The sequence below is a fragment of the Gammaproteobacteria bacterium genome (assembly GCA_013214945.1).
Lineage (GTDB): Bacteria > Pseudomonadota > Gammaproteobacteria > Enterobacterales > Psychrobiaceae > Psychrobium.
This window is the reverse complement of record JABSRT010000008.1, coordinates 177,773-202,903: the sequence shown is the minus strand read 5'-3', so window position 1 is coordinate 202,903 and position 25,131 is coordinate 177,773. Positions and strand designations below refer to the sequence as shown.

The following is a 25,131-nucleotide window of genomic DNA, read 5'->3' as shown; positions in this document are numbered from 1 at the left end:
ATTGCTGCAGTAAACTGGCATAATAACCCGCACGGTTAAGCAATTGTTGATGATTGCCCCGTTCAATAACCTGCCCTTGCCCGAGCACGATTATTTCTTTGGCATCGACAACGGTGCTAAGCCGATGAGCAATGACAATCACTAAATGGTGTTGGGCATATTTGGCAATCGCCGCGCTAACCAATTGCTCGGTAGCTTGGTCGAGGTTGCTGGTCGGCTCATCGAGAATTAACACCCCAGGTTGATTATAAAATGCCCGAGCTAAGGCCAATCGCTGTGCCTGCCCCCCCGAAAGCCCAGCACCACCCTCGCCAACATGGCTATTAATGCCATGTGCTAGTTGGGCAACAAATTGACTCAATCCCGCTTGTGTTAATGCATCGATAACCCGATTGGGTTCAAAGTCATCGGCCATTGCAACATTGAAACCTAAGGTGCCGTAAAAGACATGCCCCTGCTGGGCAATCCAACCACAATGTTGCAACCAGCTATCACGATTGGCGGCGTCTAGCCGTTGATTGTTGACCCGAAACTCGCCATCGCTAGCACTGATAAAGCCTAATATAATATCGATTAAGGTCGATTTTCCGGCGCCACTTTCACCAATCACCGCATAAAGTCCTGGCCCACTTAAGCTTAAATTAATCTCGCTGAGCGCGGGTGCTCGGTCAGGATAACTAAAATGTAATTTTGAAAACTCGAGGGTGAAGGGTTGGCTAAAATGTTGCTTTGTTTGTTCATTAGGTACGGGGTGCTGTAATAATTCAACCATGTCAGCCGCGGCGCTCACGCCTGTCATTTTTGCGTGATACTGAGCGCCTAGCTGGCGAAAAGGCAAGTAAAATTCTGGCGCTAACAACAACACCCACAAGGCGAGCAGATAATCAACATGGCCATAATAAAGTCGAAAGCCCAAAATGACGGCGACTAACGCGATTGAAATTGAGGCGAGAAATTCCAAAAAAAATGATGACAAAAATGCGACCTTCAAAATTGCCATGGTTTGGTCACCAAAATCGTCACTGATCTTTTTAACCGCGGCTATTTCACGACGCGACGCATTAAATATTTTCAACTGGGTTAGACCCTCGATAATATCGAGAAAGTGACTGCTCATTCGCAGTAACTTTGACCAATGCTGCTGGTTAAGTTTTTGCGCTTTATGACCAATTAAGATCATAAAAAAAGGCACCATCGGCGCGGTTAATAACAAGATTAACCCTGATTTCCAATCAATCGGGAACACCGCCATTAAAATAGCCAGCGGGATGACACTGCAATAAGCAACAACGGGTAAATAGCCGGCAAAGTAATCTTCTAACGAGTCGACACCTTGTTGCACTAAATGGGCGAGTTTGGCACTGCCCTGATGCTGGGTATACGCAGGGCCAAGTACAAATAATCGTTTGAGTAATTGTGATCGTAAATGGCTTTTAATCGCGATGGCGCCACGGCGGCTATAACATTCGCTAAAATAAGCCAGCAGCGCCCGCAGCAAGATAACCACGACGAGGCCTATTACCTCTAGACCTAGCACGTCTAAATCAAGCACCGCGTAAAAGCCATTGTCATTAAGTAATTGATTTTTCACCAGCGCGTTATTGAACACCATTTCATTAATAATATAAGCCAGCAGTGCCGTTTGGCCGATCATTAAAATACCATTGAGCGAGCCTAAGGCAATGGCTTTGCTCAAACGACCTTGTGATTGTGCTTTTTGGGATTTAAGCCAAGTGGTTAACGTTTTTTGATCGGTTACCTCTTGGCTATTTGGTGTTTGCTTCATGCTGTTAATTACGACTCGTCAGCGTCTTGATCTTTGGCAACATTATCAACATGTTGCTCCATTTCGTACCACATTACATTTATAATGCCTAAGGAAACCGCTAACAGCACCCCTAACAACCAACTGAAATACCACATAATTTATTCCTTTTAAATAAGCCGAGTTTTAGTAAGCCGAGTGGCTGTTTTGTTCAATTTCGGCAATGGTCACCGTGCGCCACATTTTGCTATAACACCAAATGGTATAAGCAAGAATGATCGGGATAAATACCGCCACTACCACAAACATTAAGCCTAACGTTTGCTCACTCGATACCGTGTCCCACATTAACAAGCTGTGATCAGGCACGCTGCTCGATGGCATTACAAAAGGAAACATCGCAACACCAGCGGTTAAAATTATGCCCGCGGTTGCTACTGAGCTGGCAATAAACGCAGCGACTTTAGTCATGGTCGTTTTGACTTTAAGTCGCATTAATAAGACCACCACTAGTGACATTGCTATTACTGCAAGCGGGATTAACCACAACAAGGGGTTTGCATAATAGTTATTGAGCCAAGCTTGGGCCACAATCTCGACCTGTTTAGTTGTGGGTTGGGCTTGGGCCATTTTGTCTAACGTACTGGTCACAACATAACCATCAACCGTTTGCCAAATCATTAAACCAGCACCGACGAAACTAACAATTAATACCAAAGGCACTATGCTACCAATACGGGCAGCGCGTGATGCGACCTGCTGATCGGTTCGCATGACCAACCAAGTAGTGCCATGCATTAATACCATCGCCAGGCTTACCACCCCACTGAGCAATGCAAATGGGTTAAACAAGGCTAAAAATGTGCCGGTATAAGTGACACGCATCAACTGATCGAACTGAAATGGCACCCCTTGCAGTAAGTTGCCAAACGCAATGCCAAACACCAGTGGTGGCACCATTGAGCCGACAAATAATGCCCAATCCCAGTTACTACGCCAGCGCGCTGATTCAATTTTACTGCGATAGTCAAAGGCCAAAGGTCTTAAAAACAAACAAAACAAGGTCAGCATCATCGCAAAATAAAAGCCACTAAATGCCGCACCATAAACCATCGGCCACGCCGCAAATAGCGACGCACCGGCGGTGATAAACCACACTTGGTTGCCATCCCAATGAGCGCCAACCGTATTAATCACCACCCGACGTTCAACATCTGCCTCGGCAACAAAGGGCAACAGGCCACCTACGCCCATGTCCATGCCGTCGGTAATTGCAAATCCAATCAACAGAAAACCGATGATTGCCCACCATAATAATTTTAGTGTTTCGTAATCAAACATACTCTTTTCCTAAGCGTTATCGTGGCGTAAACCAGTATTGACTGGGGGGCTTTGTTCAAAGTGGTAACGGCCGGTATGCAAGGCACTTGGCCCCATTTTAGCAAAGCGGATCATTAGCCACATTTCTATAATGAATAACAGCGTGTACACGATGATAAAAGCAACCAGAGAAAATAAAACATCGTTAACGGCTAAATCAGAGGTCGCTAGAAAGGTTGGCAATATTTCACTGATCGCCCAAGGCTGACGACCAAATTCAGCGACAAACCAGCCAGTTTCTATCGCTACCCAAGGTAAAGGCAAGGCCCATAATATAGCCCGCAACAACCAGCGTTTGGTCTCAATTTGGCGCCGAGCATTATAATAAAAGGCCAAACCGAACAGCACTAACATCACCACTCCAGAGGCGACCATCATTCGAAAGGCCCAAAATACGGGCGCTACTTGTGGAATCGAATCTTTTACCGCTTGTTGAATTTGTACTTCGGTGGCATCAACGACGTTATCGGTATAACGTTTTAGGAGTAGACCATAACCAAGATCTTGCTTAGTTTGATTAAACCCTGCAATATTCTCAGGTGTTTCTTCACCATTACGTAATTTCACTAAATAACCGTAAGCTATCATGCCATTACGGATCCGTGGCTCATGCATTTTTTGTAAATCGCGTAGCCCTATTACCTCTTCATCTAGAGATCTGGTCGCGATAATGCCTAGCGCATAAGGGATTTTGACCGCGTAATGGGTTTCCATCGCTTCATCATCGGGCAAGCCAATGAGGGTAAATGCCGCGGGGGCCGGTTCGGTATGATATTCAGCTTCTATGGCCGCGAGTTTAACCCGTTGTACCTCGCCCACTTCATAACCGGACTCATCGCCAAGTAAAATAACCGAGAAAATAGCCGCAATGCCGAAACCTGCCGCAACCGAAAATGATCGCTTTGCAAACGCAATATCACGGCCCTTAAGCAAGTAATAACTGCTAATGCTTAACACAAACATTGAGCCTGCAACATAACCCGCAGCCACGGTATGAATAAATTTAACCTGAGCAACTGGGTTAAAAATAATCTCGGAAAAGCTCACCAATTCCATACGCATTGTGACATAGTTAAATTCACTGCCGACCGGGTTTTGCATCCAGCCGTTGGCAATTAAGATCCACAACGCCGAAAAGTTGGTGCCTAACGCCATTAAAAACGTGCCCGCGAGATGTTGGCGCCGGCTTAATCTGTCCCAACCAAGAAAAAACATGCCAACGAAGGTCGATTCTAAAAAGAATGCCATTAAGCCTTCAATCGCCAAGGGCGCGCCAAAAACATCACCAACATAATGCGAATAATAGGACCAGTTGGTGCCAAACTCGAACTCCATCGTTAGACCAGTCGCGACACCAATCGCGAAATTAATCCCGAATAATTTGCCCCAAAATTTGGTCATGTCACGGTAAATTTCGCGGCCTGTCATCACAAAAACCGCTTCCATGATGAATAAAATCCAAGTCATGCCGATGGTTAATGGCACAAACAAAAAGTGAAAAAGCGCGGTCACGGCAAATTGCCAGCGCGATAACTCGACTAAGGTTTCGTTTATCATAATATTTTCATCATGGTGATTAGGCTCCTGCGGCAGTCATATTAGTTGCCGCGCTATCAGTATTAGTATTAGTATTGGTTTAACTGCAAGTACAGCGATTACTAGCTTTGATGTTAGTTTCGGTACTAAATTTTGTTCGTTGGTACTCGTTTTAATCTAATTTTTTATCTTTTGTTTTAGAGAACAATTGCTGTTTAACCGACAGCATCTTGGACACCCCAGCGCCTAATTTCATTAAGGTGCCTAATTGCTCAGGGCTAAGGCGCTGTAACTCAGCGGCCCATTGGGTGAGCATTTCGAGCAAATCATGAATGTCTTGCATCTGTTGCTGGGCGTAAACTTCACTCTCACCTTTAGGTGCTTCTAATAACAGATTCCGTAACACCGACAAGGTCGGGTCTACTTCTCGTTTTCGCCGCTCTTCAAATACGGTGTTGGCCATGTCCCATACACTGCCAATCGACCGATAATATTCTTTGCGATCGCCAGGTACATGACAAACCTGAACCAGCTGCCAAGATTGCAGCTCTTTAATGCCCATGCTGACATTGCCGCGCGAGATACTTAATCCACTGGCCAGCTCATTGGCGGTCAGCGGATTTTCCGAAATCACTAACAATGCATACATTTGGCCGACAGTGCGATTAAAGCCCCATTTACTGCCCATTTCACCAAAGTGATAAACAAAGGATTGATTTTTTTCTGAGATTTCCATAATGAATATTCTGAAGTTTCAATAATTTCTGAAAGTTTAGAACGTTTATATTAATTGATCAAGATCAATTTGCTGCAATCGCATTTATTGCTTGGCTGTTGCCCCTACCGAATTAAGAAATAACATGCTAAACAGCGCTGATAAAAATGCCTTAAAAACAGCTATTTACCCGGTTATCAAGTGGCTCACTCGGGAGGATAAACAAAACCATCACCGCAGGCCCCGCAATAGTGATAAATGATGCTAGGTCAAAAAATATTGACTAATTGTCTGATACGATTAAAAAACAGATCGTCAACAAACAGCCGAGCCAACAAATAACAACGCCAAATATCCGCAATGTATTTATTTGCCGACCTTACTTGATCAAAAATATTTTAATCGCAGTTAATCCAGCGTAAGTAGAATCGAGCTAATAGAATAGTCAGTTTGATTAATAATTAAACGCAATCACAGCTAGCGGCGACACTTGGAATCGATGGATAAATGAACGATACTGGGCGAGGCTTTATATCTGTTCTTAATGAAAACTGGAGTTATTATGTTTTTATCTGAAATAAAATCTGGCGATTTAGTCGAAGTTTTTGATACCCACGATTTGTCAAATCCGTTTAAAACCGCTCTGTTAGTGCAATTTCAATGTGGTGAAGATTTGATTGATCCTGAAATGATCGACAAAGCCAAGCTGTGCTTCCCATCAGGCGAAGCACTGCCAAACTGTTGGTTAGATGGCCATTACCGGGTAAAATAAGCGCTAACAATGGCAGCGATAATCCTGGCATCAGGGCTCTGCTAAACCTGAATTTATTTAATCAGTGCTTACTTGGCTACAGCTGATTCGGTGTGCACCGGATTAGTCGCGCGCTTGGAACGTTTCATAAAGGTTTGGTATAACACGGGCACCACAAATAGCGTCAATAGCGAAGAAAAAATCAAGCCCCACACAATAGAGATCGCAACTGGCGCCCACACTAACGAGTGCCCTCCTAAGCCCATGGCCAAAGAAAATAACCCAGCTACAGTGGTCATTGTGGTGATCACAATGGGCATCATCCGCCGTCTGGCGGCATAAAATGTTGAGTGCATCAAGCTCATGCCGCTTGTGAGGTTATCGTTGGCTTTTGAAATTAATACGATAGATGCGTTTACCGCCATGCCTGCTAACGCGACAATTCCGTATAAAGTGTACAAACTTAGCGGGTTGCCCGACACAGCCAAACCAAGAATAACCCCAATAAACGCCATTGGCACCGTAAATAAAATCATCGCCGGCTGAAAATAGCTTTGAAATTGAGTACTTAAAATAATGTACATTAAGCCAATGCCAAACAAAAATAGTCCACCCATCGCACTAATGCTTTCATTGATGTCGTCTAGTACACCAGTAAAATCAAGCGAAACATTGGGGTGCTGATGGGCGATTGTCGCCCAATAAGCCTTAAGCTGGTCATTGGCCGCTACCGTATCGGTTTTTGTTTTATCAATATCAGCGTCGAGGGTAATGGTCCGTCTGAAATCATAATGCCTAAAATTACCTTTTACTTGTTCTACTTTGGTGTGCACTAAAGAGCTTAAAGGTACCAAGATGCCCTCAGGGGTTGGCAATGCGAGATCTAATACCGCGTCGATATTGTCAAAAGCATTATTAACCGCTGCTGATGATTTAAGCCGCAGCGCAATTCGATCGCCCTCACTTTGGATATAACTAATAATTTCGCCATCAACCAACATTTTAAGCGAGCGATAAACATCTGTTGGCGCAATGCCTGAGCGATTAATCGCATCAGCGTTAAGTGTCAAGGTTAAACCAAGCCGCCCTTTACTGTCGTCATCACTAATATCAAGATAATGCTGCTGTGGATGCGACTTTAATATTGAACTTAGCGCCGTAGTCGCCGCGCGTAATTGCTGATAGTCATCGCCGCGTACTTTTACGCTAATGGCTTTAGTCGTTGGCGGACCACCAGCGAGCTTTAGAAATGAGATATTGGTTGGGCCAACAACGCTAGTAACTTGCCCCCTTAAGTCATCGATAATTTCAACCACACTGCGCATTTCTTCGTCGCGAGCATTGAGACTAACCAAAACCTGGCCAATATTGGGCGCAAACAACGGCTCCGTTTCGGTAAACATTTGGCCCGCGTAACTGACGATTGAACGCACTTCATGCGCCTGTAATAACTTGCTAGCAACTGCTTCGACTTGCAATACTTTGTTCATGCTTTGATCGAGTGAACTCGAGGCTGGCATTTCAACGTTAATATAAAAAAGCCTGATATTGTCCGACGCAAAAAAATCCATTTTAATCGCACCACTGGCCACTGCGCCAATAGATAACAAAAACAGCCCAAACAACGCAGCTAAGGTTCGTTTAGGAGAACGCATCACTTTAATCAGCGCAAAGCCGTATTTAACTTTTAATTTATGCAGCACTCGACGGCGAATTCGCTCGCTTTTAGATGGCTGTTCAAAGTTAACGTTAGCAGCAATGATATGACCTGGCAGCATCCAGTACGCCTCTACTAGGCTCAGCGCTAATGCTAAGGTAACCACTAAAGGGATCACCATCATAAACTTGCCTAAAATACCAGGTAGCAACATTAGCGGTAAAAAGGCCGCCATCGTAGTCAATACCGACGCGGTTACTGGGCTAATAACGTCGGTCAATCCTTGCCATGCAGCATCAATACCTTTAAGGCCTTTTTGTAACTGGTGATTAATCGACTCCACCACGACCACTGCATCATCAACCAACATGCCAAGCGCAATGACCACCGCTAATAAAACCTGAGTATTTAAAGTCTGGCCCAATAAATAAAGCCCTATAAAAGTACCTGCTAACGTAAATGGAATGCCAATAGTCACTAACATGCTTATTTTTGTGCCTAAGAATAACCAGGTCACGACCATCACCATCAATAAACCATAAATGGCGTTGGTCTGCATGATGTTGAGGGCATTGCGGGTAATTAATGTTTGATCATCAATCAGGGTAAACTTGACCCCTAGTTGCGATTCAAATTTATGTTTGTTATTAATGAATTGATCTATGCGAGCAACCAGCGCTAAGGTATTGCTGCTTTGTTGTTTCATTACCGAAAATAATATCGCGGGTTGTCCTTGGTAACGTACCAAGCGCGATGCTTTAGCACGCGTACGCACAACTTTTGCTACCTCGCCCAGTTGTACTTCACTGTAGCTTGCTTGCGCACTTAAAATTGGGATCTGAGCCAATAATTCGGGATCAGCTGTCGTGCCTTGAACACGGATCAGCCATTGATCTTGTGCAATTCTGGTGGTTCCGGCTGAGGTATCCTGAAAAAAACCCCTAATCGAGTTAGCAATGGTGACAGGCGAAATTCCTAGCTGTTGAATTTTCGAAATATCGAATTGGACTTGTATTTCAGGATCCAATAAACCCGTGGGCTGAACCCGATCGACCCCTTTGATCCGGGCCAAATCTTTTTCTAATTGCCGGCCTTGACGACGTAAGTTTTCGTTATTGGCCGGACCACTCACCACGACAATCGCGGTAGGAAAGGCGTTAGCTGTAGTGACTTCAAAAATTTCGGGTCGTTGGGCCTCTGCTGGTAATTTCGCTTCTGCGTTATTTACTTCACGGCGTAAATCAGCAATACGCTGACTAAATTTTTCGCTGCCTATGTCATTAAACCGTACCAATACACTCGAGATAGCTTCGCGCGAGGTACTTGAAACAAATTTAATGTCCTTTATTTTCTCGAGTGATTCCTCTAACACATCAGTGATTTTACGTTCGACATCTTGCGCTGAAGCACCGGGTAAAAACGTCGTTATTTGAACCCAATTAAAATTAATCGCCGGATCTTGCTCGCGTGGTAAACCCAAATAAACCACGGCCCCGACCGCTAATACCAGCACAAATATTAAATTGGTTAATACGTGATTTGCAATTAATCGCCGTAGCCACATTAGTCTGATGCTCCTGTTTGACGGTTAGTGCTTACGTTGTTGTTATTGGGTGTGACGTCTAGGGTTTTTATGCTCACGGCTTGGCCATCAAGTAAGCCGTGCCGACCTTCGATAGCTAAGGGATAATCGGTCCACTGGTGGCCAATGTTAATTGCGATTGGCCGCCCTGCTTGGGCGTCAGCAAGCGCGATAAACTTAACGTGTTGGTCGATCACAACAAATACCCCATAGTGATCGCCGCGTTGTTGCAACATATTGGCCGGTAAATGCGCGGTGGCGGCGACCCAAATTAATCGGCCGGTCAATCCCGGCATCGCCGATTGCTTTGAAAAGTTCAAGCGAGCTTGGCGGCTACGGGTTTGGTCGAGCACCAAGGGCAACAATATCCGACGGGTTAATGGGTACTGTTGATCCGAACTTTCAAAATAGAATGATTTGGCTTGGGTAAAAGACTGCGTATCGTTTAACGCGACATTAGCCGTTACTTCAACATTATCAAGTTGGACTAATAATATTATCGACCGACCAGGCGCGACCATTTCGCCTTCATTAACCAATCTTTTGGTCACCATGCCATTAAAAGGCGCAATAATTTTACAACGTGTTTGATTAAGCAGTGCTTGATCAACTCGCGACTGTTGAGCCGACAGCAATGCGCGTGCACTTAACATGCTGGTATTGATTTGGTCTAATTCAACTTCACCAATTATTTTTCGCTTGGCCAAATTATTGCCACGTTTAAGTTGGCGTTGTTGAAATTGATAATTGATTTTATGTTGTTGGTATTGTGCCTGCTGAGCATTTACATTGAGGGTTGCTTGCGTGCAATCTAACAATGCCAATTGCTGGCCTTTAGTCACCTTATCACCGACCCGGACTAACATTGCGTTAACTAATGCGTCTATTTGGGCCGGTACTTGACTATGATTTAGAGCTTGAGTGCTCGCAGGGGCATTTCTTGAAGGATAAAAAACCAGCGACTGTACCGATTGTGTCGTGACTGAAGTAGCGATTAACTGATTAGTAATGTTATCAGCAGCAAACAGTGCGCCGCTGGTCAGTAATGAGCCATTTAAAATGGCCAAATAAAAAGCTGCTGCGACCGTCAATGACCTCATATAACACTCCCTGATTTATGATCGAAATCATTGCTTCCGAGCAACAACACTAGCTATCTTACTCTTGTTTAAGCTATTTTTTAAACGCTTATTTAGATCAAAATTGTAATTATCTCTATTGGGATAATTAATTGAGATTGTCTATTGAGATATGCTTTCGAGATAGCCTTTACACTTAGGCCTCTCATTAAGGCAAATATTTTTAGTAAAAGCTCCTAAGTAAAAGCTCTTAACAATTTATCAGCTTCTTCAACCGCAATGGCATGACGCTTAGCCAACGCCAGCTCGTTTTTATCATAACCACCACCAATCACTGTTGCCACCGGAATATTTAGTTCAAGGCAACGCTTTAACACGTAATGATCACGCTGGCGGATCCCTTGCAATGTGAGGTTTATTAACCCTAATGGGTCGTCAACAAACACATCGACCCCAGCATCATAAATAATAAAGTCGGGCTTGCTCAACGCGAGAGCCTGCTCAAAACCATCGATCATCATTTGCAGATAAAGATCATCGGTCGCACCCACTGGAACATTAATGTCTAAATCACTGTTGGCTTTGCGCACGGGGAAGTTTTTTTCACAATGAACCGAGCAAGTAAATACTTGAGGTTGATTGGCTAAAATTCGCGCACTGCCATCACCCTGATGCACGTCAACATCGAATATTAGCACTTTCTTTACTTTGCCATGTGCAATCAAACTATTCGCCGCAATGGCTAAATCATTAAAAATACAAAAGCCCGAAGCAAAATCATAATGTGCATGATGAGTACCGCCGGCAAGATGGCAAGCAATTTTATGTTTTAACGCCAGCTGACAAGTTAACAACGTACCCACGGGTGAAATCAAACTACGCCGTAGCAAACCTTCGCTCCAAGGCAAGCCCATCCGGCGTAACTCTTTGCTGTCCATTTGATTGTTAATAAAACGATTTAGATACTCGGGGCAATGGGCGGCCTCTAATAATTTCAATTTTGCAGTGCCGGGGCGATAAGTATTAGTGGCTTGAGCAATGCCCTGCTCTTTTAAATATTGGTGTAATAGTCTAAATTTTTGCATCGGAAATCGATGTTTACTCTGGAAATCATAACTATAATGCGGGTGAGTAATTAGTGGCAGGATCATCTTAAACTTTTAAGCACAGGATAAAAAATCTAGCATACTGTGCTCAAGGTCAATGGTATAGCATATTTTCAATAATACTCAGCGCTGTGATTTGTAATTTGCACACACTACCCCGAGTATAATCACTACCATGGCGATAACAGTCGCGATATTAAGGCTCTCCCCTAAAACCAAATAAGCCAAAATAGCAACTAATACCGGCGTTGTTGCTCCCCAGCACGCAGATAACTCCGCGCCTAGTTGCTTAATCGCGTGACCATAGGTTATTACCGAGACCAAGCCAGAAAAAATCCCCATCACGACCAGTTGTGGCATAACTTGTTGCCAAGAAAGCAGCGTAATGTTCGATTCAAAAATATTACACGGGATCAAAACTAATAATAATGCAGCAGCGGTGGTATTGAGCAGCGCGGCTATCTCTAAACCTGCCAATTTTGAGAGTTTGACACTCACGGTGTAGATGGCCCAACAGGCAGCGGCCATGATGTACAGTAATGAGCCAACATATGCTTGATTATTGCCTGAGCGGAGGTGATCCACTACTAGAGTACTAATGCCTAAAATGACGATAGCTAGGCCAATTATGCGTCGTTTAGCCAACGTTTCCCGATAACAAACAACGGCAATTAATGTCACAAAAACCGGTGCCACCCCGGGCACTAATAAGCTACCGACCACGGCTTGTACTTGACCTGAAGCCAGCACACAAACCAAGAAAAAAGGTAAACCTGCGCCAAACATAATGCCGACAAGGTACCTTTTTTTAACCGCTAATATTTTGGCACGTCGGTAATATAACAACGGTGCTAATAGCATGCCAGGCAGCAAAAAACGCAAGCCCATCATATCAAAACTTGTGAGCGACGATTGAGCGCCGCTGCGCAAGACAATGAAATATGACGACCAAATAATTAATGTCGCCAGCAATGCGAGCCAACCTGTGTTGCCCGTTGTTATACCAATCCGTTTCGCGACTAAACTAACCATCATAAACTCTCCATAAAGTAAGGGGATATTATGGTTAAAATAACACGCCGTTTTTATGCTTTTTATGACAATAAAAATGCTATATTTAGCTGATTAACTCAATAATCGACTAATTATTAGTGGAAAACATCATGGACAAGATAGATCAACGTATTTTAGAACTGTTACAAAAGGATGGCCGACTTAGCACCGCAGAAATTGCCGAGGCGGTAAACCTGTCACCGTCGCCCTGCGCAAGGCGAATTAAACGACTAGAACAAGAACAGGTTATTGTCGGTTATCAAGCGAGGATTTCGCGTTATAGTGTTAATTTAGGGATGACTGTTTTTGTCCATGTTAATTTAAACAGCCACCAAGCCACTGAACTTGATCAGTTTGAACAACAAATATCGATCCTGGAACAGGTGATAAATGGCCATGTTGTCTCGGGCCAATATGATTATTTATTGGAAGTTGTCTGTGCAGACTTAATTGCTTATGAGGGGTTTATGCACCAATTGCGCACCATTCCCATGGTCAAAGATATTAACTCTAATTTTGCGATTAGAACCTTTAAAGAGCAAACTGCTTTGCCTATAGCCACAAGAAAACGGTGATGTAACAGCAAAATTATAATGGCTTGAGTATTGATCAAGCCATTGATGATTAAAACAATTCCACCTCGTCCTCTTCCACAACTGCTACGACAGCTGACATGACCACTTCCTTTTTAGGTCGGTAGTTATTATCCCAAATCGCATCGTTAAAGGAAAATTTGTCGAGCACGCCTTTAAGCGTGTCGGATAAACGGCTTAAATCGGTTGAGGTTAATTCTCGATCTTTAGATTGCGCCAGCACGTCTTCGTTGAGTTTAACCATATTTTGTATCGACAGCATTGTTTCAACTGATACTTCTTGCTGATTTTTTGAAGAAAACTTCATTTGTTCGGACAATGTGTGAATGGTTTGGATTGATTTGATGATGCTATCTAAGGCTTGTGATGCATGATTTGACAACGTCAGCGACTCTTCAGTGGCCGTTAAACCAAGTTGCATTGAGTCAAAAACATTGGTGGTACCATGACTAATTCGGCTGACGATATCACGGACTTCGGCGGTTGATTTTGCCGTTCGTTCAGCTAAAGTACGTACTTCATCAGCAACAACAGCAAAACCTCGACCTTGTTCTCCGGCGCGAGCCGCTTCGATGGCCGCGTTGAGTGCTAACAAATTAGTTTGCTCAGCAATTGAATTAATCACCTCAATGATGCTATTAATCTCTGCGCTGTCCTTTTTAAGGATCGCAATTTCGTCCGCACCATGATCCATCTGCACCCGCAAATTATCGAGACTGCTTTGAGTACTGGCTGATGCATCGTGTGCTTGTTCTGCCGCCGAATTAGCAGCATTGGCTTCAACAACTAATAATTCTAAATCGACAAATATTTCATGAGAGGCGGCATCTACTGACGATAATGCGCCATGAATAGTTTTGCCTAAACTGTCTTGTAAGGCTGCTTTTTGCATCATAGTACTATAAGAGTTGCCTAACTCTTCAGCCATCGGTTGTAACCGAGCTGATGATGCATACAAAGCACTGAGTAATATGTCGGTTTTTTCTCGCCGTTTATTTAAAACGTCGAATACCATATTAAAATCGCCGGAATCACTGGTACTAAACCGGTTGATAACGTCGACATGTTCGGATTTTTTTATTTGCTCAACATGGATAAATAAGCTTGCCATGCCCTTATATATTTTGTGCCAATATTGATAACAACTTATTGAAAATGATATCGCAATCATCGAAACAAGTAGTGCGGTTTGCTCCAACGAGAGCTTTATATAGTAGGAAAATATTAAAGAGGCAGCTATCAGTGCTACTGCGGGGAACAAGATGATACTAAAAAGACTTCTAAATACAGGCTGGTCAATACGGCGCTTAATCGGCGATGAACTGTTAGTTTTCACTATGAATGTCCTTATTCAATCTTATTTTTATATAATAAAACCATGCTATCATGGTGTTATAGCTAAATCGATAACTAATTCTCGTTAATCTACATTGCCGATTTTTGCTATAAAACTTGTAAATTAGCAGCCAATCCCTAGCCACCAATAAACTATCCTATCGTAAACTTTGTAACTGCGCACCGTTTATTATGTTCAAAAACCACCTCATCATCTTGGTACTGAGAAATACATTTTAAACGGTCTGCATATAACGGCAACATGCTAGTATGACTTCTAATATATTAATTTTACGACAGTAAACCACGACACCGAGATAACAAATGAAGCAATTTATTAACGTTGGCAGCCACGGCATTCCTTTAATAGTGTTAGATATATCCCAGTTTGATCAGTGGTTAGCACAACAAACTGACCAGCTAAAAACCTGGTTGCAACAAACCAATTTCACGGGTGATGGTTTATCACTCATTCCCAGCAATCAAGGAGAGCTATCACAAGCCCTTTTTGTCAGTGCAGATCTCGAGCATTACTTTAGCTGTGGACAATTAATTAATCTGCTGCCTGTTGGTCAATATGCATTGCAAACACACGCCAAGTATTTAGATGCAGTGTGTTTTTCTTGGTTAAGTGGTAGCTATCAGTTTAATCGCTACACCAACAAGAGCAATGACTTACCTTCATTATCGGTACCAGATCAAGCCATTGTTGATAAAGCAATAAGGTACGCGCAGGCCACCGCGTTGGTGCGAGATCTCGTTAATACACCGGCTGCCGATATGATGCCCGAACACTTAGCACAGGTCGCTAGCGACTTAGCGCAGCAATTTAACGGGTCGTTAACACAAATTATTGGTGATGATTTACTACAACAAAATTATCCAACGATTCATGCTGTGGGCCGTGCCAGTGCGCATCAGCCACGATTAATTGATCTTACTTGGGGTAACAAAAATCACCCGAAAGTCACTTTAGTCGGTAAAGGTGTATGCTTTGACAGCGGTGGGCTCGACTTAAAACCTGCAGCTGGCATGCGTAACATGAAAAAAGATATGGGGGGCTCGGCTCATGTTTTAGGCCTAGCACAATTAATCATGTCACATCAGTTACCAATTAATTTACGGGTATTAATTCCTGCGGTCGAAAATGCGGTATCAAGTAATGCCCTACGACCTGGCGACGTGATTACCACTCGCAAAGGCATCACCGTTGAAATTGACAATACCGATGCCGAAGGTCGCTTGGTATTGTGTGATGCGCTGAGCGAAGCTGAAAATGACAACCCTGATTTGTTAATTGATTTTGCAACATTAACCGGTGCAATGCGAGTTGCATTAGGCACTGAACTACCCGGCTTCTTCTCTACTAACGATCAAATAGCCGCTGACATTACCCAAGCTGGCGCTAAAATAAATGACCCAGTGTGGCGCATGCCTATCTATCAGCCGTACCGTAATTTACTCAATAGCCAAATTGCAGATATAACCAATTGTGCCTCTGGGCCTTTTGGCGGAGCAATTACCGCGGCGCTTTATTTACAAGAGTTTGTTCAACCAGAGACCGACTGGCTCCACTTCGACATTATGGCATTTAATGTCCGTCATTTACCTGGCAGACCAATTGGTGGCGAAGCTTTTGCCATTAGAGCTGTGTTTGATTACCTTGCGAGTAAGTACCACTAACAGCTCAAATAACAGTATTGACTATGAGAAACGCTGGCAGGTTAGCACCCAATAGTAGCGGGCCTTAAATGGTTTCGCCACGATTGCGGCTTAGGCCCTACTCGTGGACCTAAGCCACAATAAATTGATAAGCCGCGTTAGCCCATACTAAGATTAAAATAGTCATCGCTAGCAGCACGGCTAGCGAACCCAAGTCTTTCGCGCGACCAATTAATTCATGATGATCTGTCGATATTTGATCGGCTAACGCCTCAATCGCTGAGTTTATGACTTCAGCAAACAACAAAAACAACATACTCACTATTAAGACCGTCCACATCGTTAACGTCGTACTAATGATAAAACTAAAAGGCAGCAATCCAGCACAAAGCAATAACTCTTGCCTAAACGCCGATTCATGTTGATAACAAGCTTTAAATCCTAACATCGAACAACGAAAGGCCTTAATAATCCGCAGTGGACCTGTGCCGTTGGGCTTAAATTGATTTCCTTGATTATTCGATGTCATTAATCTCTAATTTATTGTTGTTTAATCAACAAACTTTAGCATCAGGTGTAGCTGCTCACAATATTATTTAGCACAAAAGTTTGGCCGTTACCGGCAGCACAAAAAATAACGAAACAACCCCAAATTTAACGTGACGTAATAGACCTCTACAGTCTCAGTTATACACCTATCAACTTTGATTTTAGCATGCTCGGTATGAAGTTAGCTGCCGTGTTTATCACGATGAATAAAATGAAGGGACTCGCATGCGAGTTCCTTCATTTTATTTTAAAGCGTAGTTCAAACCTACATTAATTATGCAGGTGTTGGTTTTACGAGTATAGGCTCACTACTATCGACAGTGCCGGCACTAGGATCGTTGAAAACATCAAGGTCTAATTTTCCTTCAGTTTTTGCTACGATTGTTGATACGACAGCATCGCCAGAAACATTAACCGCAGTTCTAACCATATCGAGCAAACGGTCAACCCCTAGAATAAGACCAATGCCTTCCATGGGTAACCCCACTTGTGCAAAGACCATCGACAACATAATCAGACCTACGCCAGGTACGCCAGCAGTACCAATTGAAGCAAGAACCGACATCATTATGACCGTAAGGTAACCAGCAACGCCAAGCTCAACATTATAAACGTTGGCAATAAATACCGTCGCAACGCCCTGCATTATCGCGGTACCGTCCATATTTATGGTGGCCCCAAAAGGAACCGTAAATGATGCAACCGAATTATCAACGCCCATTCTTTCAGTAACCGTACGCAGTGTCACTGGAATAGTCGCATTTGAGCTTGATGTACTAAAAGCAAATACCTGAGCATTACGAATTTTCTTTAAGAAAATAGCCGGGCTCAAGCCCGAAAAGCCTTTTAGCACGACTTGCAGCGTCACAAATAAATGGAACAACAAAGCACCGATTAATACCAGCACGTAACTAACTAGCTGGAACAGTAGATCCATGCCTAAATTTGCCATTGCCTTGGCTATTAGACAAAAAACAGCAATCGGTGACATTAACATGATGATGCTAACCATCTTCATCATTACATCATTAAGTGTTTCAATAAAGCTAATAACTCCAGCTCCTTTTTTTCCGACCATCAGCAAACTACAGCCGAACATAATCGCAAAGAAGATAATTGATAACATTTCACCTTGTGACATTGCATCAATTGGGTTGGTCGGAATGATATCGATTAATACCTGGGTCAGTGGCGGTGAATCTTTACCCGTAAATTCTGCTGTCGTTGTAGCATTCATGCCTTTGCCGATGCCTAATCCTGCGGCAATGACAATCGCAGTTGCAATAGCAATAGCTGTAGTTAACATGTACAAGCCGAATGAGCGGCTGCCAATACGCCCTAGCAGTTTTATATCGCCAATTCCGCACACACCACCAATCAGCGAAAATAAAACCAACGGTACAACCAACATTTTCAGTGCATTAACAAACATTTTCCCAATAACATGAAACAGACCATTGACGACAAACTCATCAATAAAACCGCCTTCTGCATTTAGCCCCGTTAAATTAATGCCTAAACCTACGACAATACCGAGCGCCATTCCTATAAGAACTTTCACTGTCAAACTCATTGTAAATCTCCAATATTATAATTATCGCATTAAGGGTAGGCTAAATATAAAACAAGGCAGGAAATGAAAATCGAAAGTGAGCCATGTTCTATTTGGCATCAAAAATATAGAACAAAACGACTAAATTTAGAGTTCTACTATGTCGTACTAAATTAAAAATGGAATGGATTATTCGGCTTAATATTTTTTAAAATATACAACACAGAGCTGAGTTTACCTTAGGAAAATCGAGAAATAGCAAGTGAAATAATCAATAAGTGTTAAGTGTTTTTTGATCTGGTCTGATCACAAAAAAAATAGAATAACAGTGCGGAAATAATCTATTTTAAATTGTTATAAGTAACGTCCAAGGGACCAAAACAACATTCGTTCAGGCTAGCTTAGTCATCTGTTAGTAGAATATTTAAGTTTAAGTCGCCGTAAACTAGTTGCTAACTGGGGTACTAAATCTACATGTTTTTTGTGAATCACTAAATAAACAGGATAGGTAAACAACACCGGCGAACGTTGATAGGGTAAAGGAGCCATTGCATCAAGTATTTGTTCTCCTGCATTTTTGGTAAATAATAAGACATCGATCCGCTGACGTGCCAACAGTCTAAACAACGTTTTATATTCACCAATCGCTTTCTTATTAGGATAGTTAACTAATATGTCCGTTAGGTTCTTCCAGCCAGACAAGTAACCAATGCTATAATTATGCTGCTCGATTTTATAACCCGCAAGATTAATGCTAGGTTGCGCTGTGAACGCAACGATATCCATTTGTGCAAGTGATTCTGGAACCACAACCAAATTAGGGTAGTCGTCAACAATAGTAGCTATTCGCGCAAACTCTCCATCAGCATGACCATTATTAGTTTCAACAATCGAACGTTTGTCTGGTCGATAGCGAAATTCAACGTCAATGTTGAGCGAATGAAAAGCCTCTTTCAACATTAATTGAGCGTATTTTGACTTAGGCGTCTGATGGCTCTCAATCACCGCACTATTAATAACAAAAGTTTGCGCCTTAACGAAAAAACTGCATAACAGACAAATTAACGCAACAAATTTACTCATCAATATCCTCAAACTCTAACGCTAAAAACAAAGTTATTAGCTATCTATGCGCTACATTTTAGCTTAAAACCAAAATCAGACAAAGTTAACGTTAAAGGATTTCGTTAAATTCGATAGCGAAACTGTCTGTTTTTTTTACACTTACTAAATTTTTTCTGAAAAAACTTAACACCTCAAAACTTAACACATTGAAATTTATCGTAATTATTACTTGGCCCCAATTATGCTTAATGGAAATTACAAAATATTTGAATTCGTTCTTTAGTTAGATGTCATTGAGCGCAAACACATTAACCATAAGTTAGGGAAGATATTATGAATTTAATCAAAAATAGTACATTTTTACCCAAAAGCGCCAAAGTTATGCTGCTTTGTACAGCAATGGCAGTCGCTACTGCCTCAACCCAAGCAGGCGTAATCACGTGGGATTACAATATAGTAGGTGAATTTACTAACTCGTCGTTTACCGGTGGCGGCGCAACAACCTCAGCGACTAACCTAGCATGGGGGACGACCACAGGAACAGGCCAAAGCAGCTTAGTTATCGACAATAGCAATGCATCTGGCCAAGTTGATACCTATTATGGTGGCGGTACCCCATCCGCTGCATTTATCGGTACATCGCTTGATCTATCCCATAATAATAACCCAATTACCGGCACATCCTTAACGGGTGCCACGATGCAAACAACAATTGGTTTGAAGCCTGCTTCGCCTAATAATCCAGCGTTAGGCGATCAATCATTTGCTTTTGATATTCTATTTGCTGAAACACTCAATAGTGGTACCTGCGCCGATGCTTCAAGCCCCACACCTTGTAATGATATTTTCGTATTAATTGGTGGTTTACCTAACTTTAATTTTTCTTATGACGCGGGTGACAGCGACGGTGAGTTAGATTATTTTGTTAATGTATTTATCACCGATGATAATGCTTTGAGTATTCTTGATGATAATATTTGTGCTGCCGCTGGCGCAGCGTCTGGTTGTATCGGCTTAACCACTGTCGAACAACAGTCAAATGTTATTCCATTTGGTTTTACCATTTCCACGGAGCGTTTAACCACGGTGCCTGAACCAACAAGCATTGCATTGTTTGGATTAGGGATGATGTTATTAAGCGTTCGCCGCTTCAAGGCTTAGTAACAATATAGGCTGCGACAACAGGGATGTTGTCGCAGCCTATGGAAAAATTAGATTGCGCAACACTCAGCTTCTACCCAATACCTCTGTTATTTAAATAATATGTTTAAACTATTAACATTGATCAATTTTCTAAACTATTATTTTCATTAGCAATAGCGTCATGATCCAATTAGTCTACAAACGTTGCCTGCTGACGTATCGCAGCTGACAATTTAATATTCCATCGTTTTAGTTCGTACTTACTAAATAGAAAATTGCCGCGTTTTCCGGTTACTATTTTGGTGAATTCACCATGATTAATATAATGATTAACTTTTTTGGCCGCTTCAGACCCTTGGTCTTTTCCGCTGATAGTTAGACCGCCAATTGCTTTGCCTTTAGCCACAGAAAACGACCAAAATGCAAATAACGGTACTGGCGAGTACTTGCTTGACCACTCACTTAACCTATCCGTTGACAATGTCGCCCCAGTGCTATCTGTTAAGGCAGCATATACAGCAACAATAACTGCCTGATACCCTTGAGCCTTGCTCTTTAATACTTCTTGTCGCCACTGTTGAGCACTATCGACAATTTTTGTATCAACCTCAATGCCTAATATTCGTTGTGAGCGACGGTTATTTAACGATGTTTCTAGAATTGCCAGAGATGTATAACTCTTGTCCATCAAAATTTTAATCTTTCTATATCTTGAATCAATTTTTTTAAGCATAGCAACCGAGCGTTTTAATAAAGGGCGTTCGAGTACTCCCGAGACATCACCTAAGAGTGAAATATAGCGACGTGGGTTCTCATTTATGCCGAGGAAGACTAACGGTATATTATGCCGAATTAGTTTCGGCCCTAACATTCTTAAGGCATTGTCATCTGCTAAGACCACAACAGCAGGTTTATTTTGTTTAATGAATTGCCAAGCCCCTTTGGCAATTGCAGTAAACTTTTCAGATGGCTGGCGTTTAGTATCCATCTCATACTCAAGGACATCAGTAGTGGATATCTGTTGAAAAAAACCAGCTCGATATTGCTGAACCCATGGAAAATCGACGTGGTAGCTATGGATAATAATAACCGGCTTAGCAATGGTTGATATTGAAAATACTAATATAACCAACAAAAACACATATCGCATGTTGTTCCCCTTTGAGCCGTTATAACTACATTGAAAAACACCGCTATCACTCAGTAACATTACATCCCGTTAGAGTAAATAAGGACCTAAATAATTAGAATGAGTCAGATCTGGTAACTTAATAATAACAAATACGACCCAATTATCACTTTTTATAAATAATCATCCGGTTCAAAGATCTTGGATTCGAAAGTGTAGACTATCGATTAGAATACATAGTTCTGTTAACTACCTCAGCACTGCTGTGCTGTGCTTTTCTGTTCTAATAATTATACAGCAGAGTATGTTTAGAATTGAGCGTAGGATTACACCCCAGCAATAATCTACATTCAAATTCCTGCTTATGTTGGTCCACATATGTGATTACATTTAACATTTTTAATACAAGTGTTTAATTTGTTTTTACTTTGGCCTAAGGATTCGCTATATTCTGCCACCTTGAGTAATTACTCCAATGAGTAGATGTATGCAAAAGACTTTACAGTATTCTCTTATCACTTTAGCAATAATGTCAGCGGCTAACCCCGTCAATGCGGCTGGTTTCAAATTGTTTGAACAATCTACCAGCGCCATGGGTAATGCCTATGCTGGTCGTGGTGCCCAAATCACTGATGCCAGTGTTGGTTTTACTAATCCAGCCGCTTTAATTAAATTAGGTCAAGCCCAATATGTGGTCGGACTTAATGTCATTGCAGTAGACGGTGAGTTAACCAACGCCAGTGCGGCCAGTGCTAACGGGGCCGCTGTTACTGGTGACTATCAAGAGGATTTGGGCAGTGTGTCTCTCATTCCACATTTTCATTATTACCAACCTCTAAGCGATACACTAGGTTTTGGTCTTTCCGTTGCAGTGCCTTATGCCACCAGCAGTGAATATGACGATGATTTCGTCGGCCGCTATTTTGCTCAGCAAACTGAATTAAAAGTCATTACGCTACAACCTGCTGTTAGTTGGAAGTTAAATGATAAGTTGTCGTTAGGCGGTGCTATCGGGGTGAACTTTGCCAGTGGTACTTTAAGTAAATATAAAGATCACAGTGGCTTGTGTGAAGCCAATGCTATATTTGATAGCTTCTGTGACAGTTTTTATGAAGTATCAGGCAGCGATATCCAACCCAGTTATACCTTTGGCATCCATTATCAATCTGATGATAGTTTAGCTGTTGCCTTGAGTTATCATTCGGCGGTAAGTTACACGCTTGAAGGTGATTCAACCATTACCAACACTCCTGTGACCAATAGTACCGGTTTGGTATACAACAGCCCTGGCGTACCGTCAGTAACCTCACTAAAAACTGAAGAATCGGCCTTGGGCCTTGATACGCCAGCCAGTATTGTATTTAGCCTTGATAAACAAATAAACCCTGAGTTATCTATCCAGTTCACGACTACATGGACGCAATGGAGCGAGTTTACTGATATTTCCATTATTTCTACGGATACAGGTTCGAGCATTAGTGCCAGCACAGAGCAAGCACAGAACCTTAACAGTACTGGTTACATTGGATACATTCCAGAATATTGGGAAGACTCTTGGGCATTCGCTTTGGGTATTACCTATCAGCTCGATCAACGTTGGACCTTAAAAAGCGGAATAGCAAAAGACTTTTCACCGGTTAACAATAAGTATCGCAGCGCGCGAATTCCGGCCAATGACCGCACTTGGTTAACCGTGGGCGGTCATTACCAAGCAAATGACACATGGAGTATCGATTTTGCGACCGGCGTAATGTTTATGAAAGAGTCGTCTGTGCATGATAATGAGTATAATGTGCAAAACGTCGCTTTATTTAACAACTATTATCAGGCCGACTACAACATTAACGCCTATGTTGTCTCGTTGCAGTTTAATTATAACTTGTAACAATCGAACTTAGTTTAATTGTCACATTTATAACTTATCAGCCCTATTAGTATGTTAGGGCTGATAATACCAATTACTGATGCTGAGATAGATAAGCTATTATCGCCGATGCAATCATTATAACAACAATTCAAAATTCGATTTAGCAGTACTAATCAAGCATCTTGGTTTCTTAGGGTCGGACTAATGATTAAAAGACGATATTAGCCAGCAGTATGAATTTTTAAAATTATTTTCTCATACAAGCGAGTTAAGGTATAAAACTCCGTTAAATCAACTCCCTCATTCACCTGGTGGATAGTTCCGTTTGTTAAACCCATTTCAACAACTTGGGTATGGCTATTGGCAATAAAGCGTCCATCAGAAGTGCCGCCGCTGGCAGATTGTAGCGGCAAGTTCAAACATTCGTCATACACCACTTGGCTGATAATATCGATCAGTTCGGTGCCCTGAGTATGATAAGGAATACAGGGGCGTTCCCATGTTACATCCGCAGAGCTATTCATTTTCGCTAACAGCTGAGCAACTATCTTTTCTAAATCACCTTGTGAATATTTATGGCTATACCTGATATTAAACCTAACTTCACATTCACCTGGCACAATATTATCTGAAAAATCACTGGACTGAATATAGGTTATTTGCAGGCTAGTTCCCGGGATTTCTTCCGTGCCTTTATCCCAGGATAATTCACTTAATAATACAGAGAATTTTACCGCAATGTGCACCGCATTGATCGCCTGATGAGGGTATGCAACATGACCTTCTTTACCCGTAAAAAAAACCCGAGCTGATACTGCCCCTCTACGTCCTACCTTGATAATGTCGCCAACCTTATCTTTACCTGTTGGCTCACCAATTAAACACATATCAAGCTGTTCATGGCGCTCATTCAAAGTATCAACCATCACCCGAGTACCGAACTCGGCCTCGCCCTCTTCATCACAAGTTAATAAAAAATAGAGTACACCACTGTTTAGTTTTTCGCTTACTGACTCGAGTGCGGCAATAAAACAACCTATGGCGCCTTTCATATCAACCACACCACGGCCAATCAACTTACCGTCAACAATCGCGGCAGCAAAAGGGGCCGCACTCCAATGTTCCTGATGATGAGCCGGTACGACATCAATGTGACCGGCAAATGCAAAACGCTTACCTTGTCCAAAAATTCGTTTGGCTATTAAGTTTCTTACCCCATTAACCGTCACCTCTTCAATCACAAAATGCAGCCCCTCTAACAAGGTTTGTAAATATTCAAAACAACCCGCATCGTCAGGAGTGATAGAAGGAAAACGCACCATCGCCTGTGTAAGCTCGACGGCTCGCAAGCCAGCTTCAATGCTGTCATTATCTAAAACACTGGGATACTCGGGATCGACTGCAATCGATTTATCTAAAACTAACGCTTGTTCCATAAACTGTTATACCTGTTTTCCAATTGCTGATTTTTTTATTCGAGTGGTTGTTTTTCCGGCTCAAGCGGCACCAAAACTCCAGTTAAGTGACCATTATCCATTGATTGCTTAATCGAATATGAAAGCACACTTCCCTCTAATAAAGTTGTTGGTCTTACTAATGACGAAGCCAAGCA

Annotated in this window: 20 protein-coding genes; 5 read left to right on the top strand and 15 right to left on the bottom strand. The window is 42.3% G+C overall.

Annotated elements, in window-relative coordinates; translation table 11 throughout:
* From cydD to HRU23_08295, 5 genes are all read right to left on the bottom strand, one after another.
* Positions 1-1,786, bottom strand: a 1,786-nt coding sequence (cydD, locus tag HRU23_08315) for a thiol reductant ABC exporter subunit CydD (protein NRA54133.1), incomplete at its 3' end; no start/stop codon positions are given.
* 8 nt (positions 1,787-1,794) lie between these two features.
* Positions 1,795-1,923: a cytochrome bd-I oxidase subunit CydX gene (gene cydX, locus HRU23_08310; protein ID NRA54132.1), complete on the bottom strand. Its 129-nt coding sequence runs from the start codon at positions 1,921-1,923 to the stop codon at positions 1,795-1,797.
* 28 nt (positions 1,924-1,951) lie between these two features.
* Positions 1,952-3,106, bottom strand: a complete 1,155-nt coding sequence (cydB, locus tag HRU23_08305) for a cytochrome d ubiquinol oxidase subunit II (GenBank protein ID NRA54131.1) — start codon at positions 3,104-3,106, stop codon at positions 1,952-1,954.
* 9 nt (positions 3,107-3,115) lie between these two features.
* A complete protein-coding gene (locus HRU23_08300; GenBank protein NRA54130.1) occupies positions 3,116-4,702 on the bottom strand; it encodes a cytochrome ubiquinol oxidase subunit I in 1,587 nt (528 codons plus the stop codon).
* Positions 4,703-4,853: 151 nt separating this feature from the next.
* A complete protein-coding gene (locus HRU23_08295; protein NRA54129.1) occupies positions 4,854-5,417 on the bottom strand; it encodes a MarR family transcriptional regulator in 564 nt (187 codons plus the stop codon).
* A gap of 541 nt (positions 5,418-5,958) precedes the next feature.
* Between HRU23_08295 and HRU23_08290 the strand changes: the two genes are divergently transcribed.
* Positions 5,959-6,168, top strand: a complete 210-nt coding sequence (locus tag HRU23_08290; GenBank protein NRA54128.1) for an acetyltransferase — start codon at positions 5,959-5,961, stop codon at positions 6,166-6,168.
* A gap of 68 nt (positions 6,169-6,236) precedes the next feature.
* Here HRU23_08290 and HRU23_08285 read toward each other — a convergent pair whose 3' ends face one another.
* From HRU23_08285 to HRU23_08270, 4 genes are all read right to left on the bottom strand, one after another.
* Positions 6,237-9,368: an efflux RND transporter permease subunit gene (locus HRU23_08285; GenBank protein ID NRA54127.1), complete on the bottom strand. Its 3,132-nt coding sequence runs from the start codon at positions 9,366-9,368 to the stop codon at positions 6,237-6,239.
* Positions 9,368-10,486: an efflux RND transporter periplasmic adaptor subunit gene (locus tag HRU23_08280; protein ID NRA54126.1), complete on the bottom strand. Its 1,119-nt coding sequence runs from the start codon at positions 10,484-10,486 to the stop codon at positions 9,368-9,370. Before HRU23_08280 ends, HRU23_08285 begins: the two co-directional genes overlap by 1 nt.
* A gap of 215 nt (positions 10,487-10,701) precedes the next feature.
* Positions 10,702-11,616, bottom strand: coding sequence for a histone deacetylase (locus HRU23_08275; GenBank protein NRA54125.1), 915 nt, complete (start codon positions 11,614-11,616; stop codon positions 10,702-10,704).
* 78 nt (positions 11,617-11,694) lie between these two features.
* A complete protein-coding gene (locus tag HRU23_08270; GenBank protein NRA54124.1) occupies positions 11,695-12,603 on the bottom strand; it encodes a DMT family transporter in 909 nt (302 codons plus the stop codon).
* Between the two features lie 131 nt (positions 12,604-12,734).
* Between HRU23_08270 and HRU23_08265 the strand changes: the two genes are divergently transcribed.
* Complete coding sequence (locus tag HRU23_08265) at positions 12,735-13,199, top strand: Lrp/AsnC family transcriptional regulator (GenBank protein ID NRA54123.1); 465 nt, start codon at positions 12,735-12,737, stop codon at positions 13,197-13,199.
* Positions 13,200-13,248: 49 nt separating this feature from the next.
* Here the strand turns inward: HRU23_08265 and HRU23_08260 are convergent, their stop codons facing one another.
* Positions 13,249-14,388 (bottom strand): methyl-accepting chemotaxis protein, encoded by a 1,140-nt coding sequence (locus HRU23_08260; GenBank protein NRA54122.1) that lies wholly within the window; start codon positions 14,386-14,388, stop codon positions 13,249-13,251.
* Between the two features lie 488 nt (positions 14,389-14,876).
* Here HRU23_08260 and HRU23_08255 point away from each other — a divergent pair, with 488 nt between their 5' ends.
* Entirely contained in the window at positions 14,877-16,235 is a 1,359-nt protein-coding gene (locus HRU23_08255) for a leucyl aminopeptidase family protein (GenBank protein ID NRA54121.1), read from the top strand.
* Positions 16,236-16,344: 109 nt separating this feature from the next.
* Here HRU23_08255 and HRU23_08250 read toward each other — a convergent pair whose 3' ends face one another.
* The 3 genes from HRU23_08250 to HRU23_08240 form a co-directional block, all read right to left on the bottom strand.
* Positions 16,345-16,743, bottom strand: coding sequence for a diacylglycerol kinase (locus HRU23_08250; GenBank protein NRA54120.1), 399 nt, complete (start codon positions 16,741-16,743; stop codon positions 16,345-16,347).
* Positions 16,744-17,037: 294 nt separating this feature from the next.
* Positions 17,038-18,336, bottom strand: a complete 1,299-nt coding sequence (locus tag HRU23_08245; protein ID NRA54119.1) for a dicarboxylate/amino acid:cation symporter — start codon at positions 18,334-18,336, stop codon at positions 17,038-17,040.
* Positions 18,337-18,720: 384 nt separating this feature from the next.
* Positions 18,721-19,398: a hypothetical protein gene (locus tag HRU23_08240; GenBank protein ID NRA54118.1), complete on the bottom strand. Its 678-nt coding sequence runs from the start codon at positions 19,396-19,398 to the stop codon at positions 18,721-18,723.
* Between the two features lie 315 nt (positions 19,399-19,713).
* Here HRU23_08240 and HRU23_08235 point away from each other — a divergent pair, with 315 nt between their 5' ends.
* Complete coding sequence (locus HRU23_08235; GenBank protein ID NRA54117.1) at positions 19,714-20,541, top strand: PEP-CTERM sorting domain-containing protein; 828 nt, start codon at positions 19,714-19,716, stop codon at positions 20,539-20,541.
* A 172-nt stretch (positions 20,542-20,713) separates the two neighbouring features.
* On the opposite strand, the gene HRU23_08230 is transcribed toward HRU23_08235, so the two are convergent.
* The gene (locus HRU23_08230) at positions 20,714-21,511 is read right to left on the bottom strand and encodes a hypothetical protein (GenBank protein ID NRA54116.1); all 798 of its coding nucleotides are present in this window, start codon (positions 21,509-21,511) and stop codon (positions 20,714-20,716) included.
* Positions 21,512-22,139: 628 nt separating this feature from the next.
* Here HRU23_08230 and HRU23_08225 point away from each other — a divergent pair.
* Positions 22,140-23,537: an outer membrane protein transport protein gene (locus HRU23_08225; GenBank protein NRA54115.1), complete on the top strand. Its 1,398-nt coding sequence runs from the start codon at positions 22,140-22,142 to the stop codon at positions 23,535-23,537.
* A gap of 203 nt (positions 23,538-23,740) precedes the next feature.
* Here the strand turns inward: HRU23_08225 and dapE are convergent, their stop codons facing one another.
* Complete coding sequence (dapE, locus tag HRU23_08220) at positions 23,741-24,955, bottom strand: succinyl-diaminopimelate desuccinylase (protein ID NRA54114.1); 1,215 nt, start codon at positions 24,953-24,955, stop codon at positions 23,741-23,743.
* Positions 24,956-25,131: the final 176 nt, after the last annotated feature.